This window comes from Kitasatospora sp. NPDC001175, from assembly GCF_053598215.1.
Window position 1 is genome coordinate 1 of record NZ_JBSFJU010000166.1, and the last position, 4,544, is coordinate 4,544.

The window sequence follows — 4,544 nt, forward strand, 5'->3', positions numbered from 1 at the left end:
CAACCTCACCAAGCGAATAACGGACGAAAGCACACCAACCTGGCGAGGAACCTACTAGGGCATAAAGGGCAATTCGCCCACACTAAACGCCCTCTGAGACCCGGCCCCGGTGTGGTGGTACTGGGTTCACCATGGATGCGGATACAAGATCCATGGCAGGCCCGTGTTGAGGTGCTCTAACGTCGAGCCATGACGATTCCACCCCGGTTGGGGCGCCTGGCACGGCGGGCGCGGCGAGACACCGGCTTCCTGGCCACGGGTGTCCCGGTGCACCTGGCGCTGGTGCCCGTGTGGTCCTGGGACGCGACGACCACTGCCAGGACGGGGAACTGGGCGCTCGCGCTCCCGGTGTCTGTCGCCCTGGTCCTGAGCGGCGTCCCGGTGCTGACGGCGGTTCAGCGGTACCGGCACCGGGCGCTGCTCGGGGTGGACATCCGTCGCTCGGCGCCCGTGCCGCAGCGGTGGTCGCCGACCACGGCCCTGCGGTGGCTCTCCTCGCCGCGCGCCTGGCGCCAGGTCGGGTACCACCTGCTGCTGGGCCCGCTGGTGGCCTTGTCGGAGCTATTGGTGCTGGTGACGGCGGTGGTGGGTCTGGCGGGCGCCACCGGGTACGGCTGGGCGTGGGCGCTGCCGGTCGGGGTGCGGCGCGACTGGTTCGGCTGGGCGACGCTGATGCCGTGCTACACCGTGCTCGGCCTCTTTCTGCTGTCCCTCCTGCCCTGGCTCGCCGGGGTGGTGGCCCGGGCGGAGTCGCGCTCCGCCGCGGCGCTGCTCGGACCCAGCCGGGCCGATCGGCTCCAGGAGCGGGTCGCGTACCTGGCGGGCAGCCGCACCGACCTGATCGAGGCGGTCGATGCCGAGCGCCGCCGGATCGAGCGCGACCTGCACGACGGCACCCAGCAGCGGCTGGTCTCGCTGGCGGTCAACCTGGGACTGGCCATGGCCACCCGCCCCGACCTGCCGGGCGAGGCCCGTGAGGTGCTGGCAGAAGCGCACCTGGAGGCGAAGGCGGCGATCGCCGAACTCGGCGATCTGGTACGTGGGTTGCATCCGGCGGTGCTCGAAGACCGGGGCCTGGACGCGGCGTTGTCCGGACTGGCCGCCCGAGTTCCGCTGCCGGTGCGCCTGCGGGTCGAGCTGCCGGAACGGGCGGCGCCCGCCGTGGAGTCGGTTGCGTACTTCGTGATCTCCGAGGCGCTGGCGAACGTGACCAAGCACGCCGGCGCCTCGCGGGTCGAGGTGACGGTCCGACGGGTCGGGACGGTCCTGCGGGTGAACGTCACCGACGACGGGCTGGGCGGCGCCGACCCCTTCGGTGGTACGGGGTTGAGCGGGCTGGCCAAGCGGGTGGGCTCCGTCGACGGCATCTTCCGGCTCAGCAGCCCCGTCGGGGGACCGACGACCGTGACGGTGGAGCTGCCGTGCGCGCGGTGATCGCCGAGGACTCGGTGCTGTTGCGGGTCGGCCTGGTCAAGGTGCTGGAGATGGGCGGCTTCCAGGTCGTCACGGAAGTCGGCGATGCGGAAGCGCTGTTGGCCGCCGTCGAGGAGCACCAGCCCGAACTCGCTCTGGTGGACGTCCGGATGCCGCCCACCTTCACCGACGAGGGCGTGCGGGCGGCCGCGGTGATCCGCCGCGGCTGGCCGCGCACGGCGGTGGTCCTGCTCTCGCAGTACGTGGAGGAGCGGTACGCCGCTGACCTGTTGGCGACCAACACGAGCGGAGTGGGCTACCTGCTCAAGCAACGCGTGGCCGATGTCCAGGACTTCGCAGCAGCGGTACGGCGGGTGGCCGAGGGGGGAACGGCGCTGGACCCCCAGGTCGTCGCCCAACTTCTGCTCCGCCGCGGCGACCCCCTGGCCGCCCTGACCCCGCGCGAGCGGGAGGTGCTGGCCCTGATGGCGGAGGGCCGGTCCAACGCCGGCATCGCCGAGGCGCTGACGGTCAGTGAGAGCGCGGTGGCCAAGCACATCAACAACATCTTCGCCAAACTCGACCTGCCGGTGGTCGATGCGGACCACCGCCGGGTGCTCGCCGTGCTGCGCTTCCTGGGCGCGTCCAGGGGCTGAATCCCGGGGGGGCACGCCTGCCGTCATCACGGCGACGGGCTCGGCGCCGGCCCACGCTGCGCCGCGTCCGGGGGCACGGGGACGCTGACCGCGGTGGCGTTGGCGTCCCGGCTGCCGTTGGAGGCGTTGCGGCAGTTGTCCACTCCGATGCGGACTTCGACGTCGGGCCCGCTCGGGTAGGCGAACCGCACGTCCGTGACCGTGTGCGCGTTGCTGACGCACCGCATCGCGCCCTTCGGCGCGGCGTCGAGCGAGGCGACCAGGGCACTCACCTGCGCGCTCGACAGGCGGCCAGAGCGGGTGAGTACCAGGGCGTCCGCTCTCCCCGGGGCCGGGGACGACGGCCGCTCGTAGAGGCAGACCCAGGCCGAGACCGATGAGGCCGGAACCATCGCGTCGGCGGCTCCTGGGCGCTGCGAAGCGTTCAACGGCCCAAGTTGTGCCGGGCACGGGCGATCGGCGCCGGCCGCCTCCACCTGCGCCGTGTCTCCAGGCCGACCTGCTGACATCGTGACAGCCGTCACCGCGACCGACCGCGACCTCGGCTCCGGCCTCGCCGCCGGCGGCGAGGCCGTGCTCGCCGTCGCGCTCGCATTGACCGTCCTCGCCGTCCGCCCCCGCCTGCGCGAGTACCGCTGACCGCGGGGCCGCCCGCCACCGCGACGCGTCGGAGAACGGCGACGCGTCGGAGATTTCCGACGCATCGTGGCGGCCGTGCCGACTGACGCTCGACTCCCCGCTGGGCCGGACCGCCTTCCAGGACACGGGCGCCGGCTGGCCGAAGGTCCTGGACCGGCTCTGTGCCGTCCTGGACGAGCCGTCTCCCTGAGCACCCGGGCCCGCGCCCGCCCCGGGCCCGCGCCCGCCCCGGGCCCGCGCCCGCCCCGGGCCCGCGCCCGCCGCCGTGGCGCGGGTCCGGGCTGTCAGGGCGCGAAGCTCATGATCATCAGCTTCTGGGGATCGGGGAACGGCACGAAGCCGACCTTGGCGTAGACCCCGTGGGCGTCGAGGGTCGAGAGCATGACCCGCTTGAGCGTGTAGGGGGCGAGGTGGTCGCGGACGGCTGCCGCCAGCCAGGTGCCCAGGCCCAGGCCGCGGTGGTCGCGGTCGATGTAGACGTCGCACAGCCAGGCGAAGGTGGCCAGGTCGGTGACCACCCGGGCGTAGCCGGTCTGCGACCCGTCCGCCGCGTACACACCGAAGTTGACCGACGCCCGGATGGCCTGCTCCACCGTTTCGCGGGAGCGGCCGAGCGCCCAGAACGCGTCGGTGGACAGCCAGTGGTGGATCAGGACCGTGTCGAGGCGGTCGGGATCGGTGTCGATCCGGTATCCGTCGTCCCTGCAAGTGATCACGCCTTCGGACGGCAGCACCAGAGGCCCGCCCCGCACTCGGAAAATCGGCACACCGGGTCCGGCAACGGCGGTGCGGTGGTGCCGGGCGCGGGCAACGCCCCGCCGGTCGTCGGCGGCCCGTCACCGGGCGAGGCCCACGGGCGAGGTCCGGTGCTCGCGCAGCGGGCCCAGCCTCAGGCCGCGGGCCCGGCAGGTGTCGATCAGGCGGGGGAGGGCGCCGAAGGCGGAACGCCAGGAGCCCGGGGCGGCGGTGCAGTCGGTGTCGTGGAGCAGGACGGTGCCGCCGCCCGCGAGCCTGCGGGTGACCGTGCGGTGGACCGAGTCGGGGGTGGCGGCGGCGGTCCAGTCGCGGCCCCAGGTGCTCCACAGGACGGGGGTCAGCTCCAACTCCCGGGCAGCGGCGAGGGTGCCGGCCGTGAGGACTCCGTACGGCGGTCGGTACCAGGTCGGTTGGGTACCAGTCAGATCGGAGATGGTGTCGAGGGCCCGGGCGATGTCGTCGCGGACCGCGCCCGGAGTGCGCAGGAGCAGGCAGCGGTGCTCGTAGCCGTGGACGGCGATCTCGTGGCCGGCGGCGACCAGTTCACGTCCCAGGCCGGGGTCGCGGACCAGCATCCGGCCGAGCAGGAAGAAGGTGGCCCGGACGCCCGCCCGGTCCAACTCCCGCAGGAAGAACGGGGTGGAGGCCGGATCGGGGCCGTCGTCGAAGGTCAGGGCGATGTGGTCGGGGTCGCCGTACCCGCACAACTCGGGGGTGAGCCAGGGCCGTACGGCGTTGAGGGCGCTGAGCGCGGGTGCGGCGTGGGCGACCGCGAGTGAGCCCGCCGCCAGTGCGCCGGAGATGGTCAGGGCCCTGGTCACGGGACCGATCAGGCTGCTCACGAGGCCAGCTCCCGGGTGTTGCCGCGGCGGAGTGCCGGCGGGATGGCGGTACGGGTGCCGGGTGCGGCGGCGGTCGCGCCCGCCAGGGCGGCTATCACGTGGTCCGCGGGGACGGCGGCCTCCGCCGGGCGGGCCGGGGTGGCGCGGAGTGCCTCGCGCAGCCGCGGGGCGAGTTGTCCGGGCGTGCGGATCCACGGGGCGAGCCCGGCGTCGTCGAGGGCCGCGGCGTTGGTGACGC

6 protein-coding genes and 1 pseudogene are annotated in these 4,544 nt (G+C 73.7%); 3 read left to right on the forward strand and 4 right to left on the reverse strand.

Translation table 11 applies throughout. From position 1 onward, the window contains the following. The first annotated feature begins 189 nt into the window (after nucleotides 1-189). Nucleotides 190-1,434 (forward strand): sensor histidine kinase, encoded by a 1,245-nt coding sequence (locus ACWDAK_RS40650; protein WP_427396318.1) that lies wholly within the window; start codon nucleotides 190-192, stop codon nucleotides 1,432-1,434. Continuing rightward, nucleotides 1,422-2,069 (forward strand): LuxR C-terminal-related transcriptional regulator, encoded by a 648-nt coding sequence (locus ACWDAK_RS40655; protein ID WP_427396319.1) that lies wholly within the window; start codon nucleotides 1,422-1,424, stop codon nucleotides 2,067-2,069. The genes ACWDAK_RS40650 and ACWDAK_RS40655 overlap by 13 nt, the downstream gene beginning before the upstream one ends. A gap of 26 nt (nucleotides 2,070-2,095) precedes the next feature. Here ACWDAK_RS40655 and ACWDAK_RS40660 read toward each other — a convergent pair whose 3' ends face one another. Then, nucleotides 2,096-2,497 (reverse strand): hypothetical protein, encoded by a 402-nt coding sequence (locus tag ACWDAK_RS40660; RefSeq protein ID WP_344641568.1) that lies wholly within the window; start codon nucleotides 2,495-2,497, stop codon nucleotides 2,096-2,098. An 82-nt stretch (nucleotides 2,498-2,579) separates the two neighbouring features. Here ACWDAK_RS40660 and ACWDAK_RS40665 point away from each other — a divergent pair, with 82 nt between their 5' ends. Further along, nucleotides 2,580-2,708 (forward strand): hypothetical protein, encoded by a 129-nt coding sequence (locus tag ACWDAK_RS40665; RefSeq protein ID WP_344641567.1) that lies wholly within the window; start codon nucleotides 2,580-2,582, stop codon nucleotides 2,706-2,708. Nucleotides 2,709-2,992: 284 nt separating this feature from the next. Here ACWDAK_RS40665 and ACWDAK_RS40670 read toward each other — a convergent pair whose 3' ends face one another. From ACWDAK_RS40670 to ACWDAK_RS40680, 3 genes and pseudogenes are all read right to left on the reverse strand, one after another. Continuing rightward, nucleotides 2,993-3,424 carry a GNAT family N-acetyltransferase gene (locus ACWDAK_RS40670; protein ID WP_427396356.1) on the reverse strand — a complete coding sequence of 144 codons (432 nt, stop codon included), beginning with the start codon at nucleotides 3,422-3,424 and terminating at the stop codon, nucleotides 2,993-2,995. A gap of 120 nt (nucleotides 3,425-3,544) precedes the next feature. Beyond that, nucleotides 3,545-4,306: a polysaccharide deacetylase family protein gene (locus ACWDAK_RS40675; protein WP_427396355.1), complete on the reverse strand. Its 762-nt coding sequence runs from the start codon at nucleotides 4,304-4,306 to the stop codon at nucleotides 3,545-3,547. After that, a pseudogene (locus ACWDAK_RS40680) lies at nucleotides 4,303-4,544 on the reverse strand (hypothetical protein); the annotation flags it as partial. The gene ACWDAK_RS40675 and the pseudogene ACWDAK_RS40680, both read right to left, overlap by 4 nt.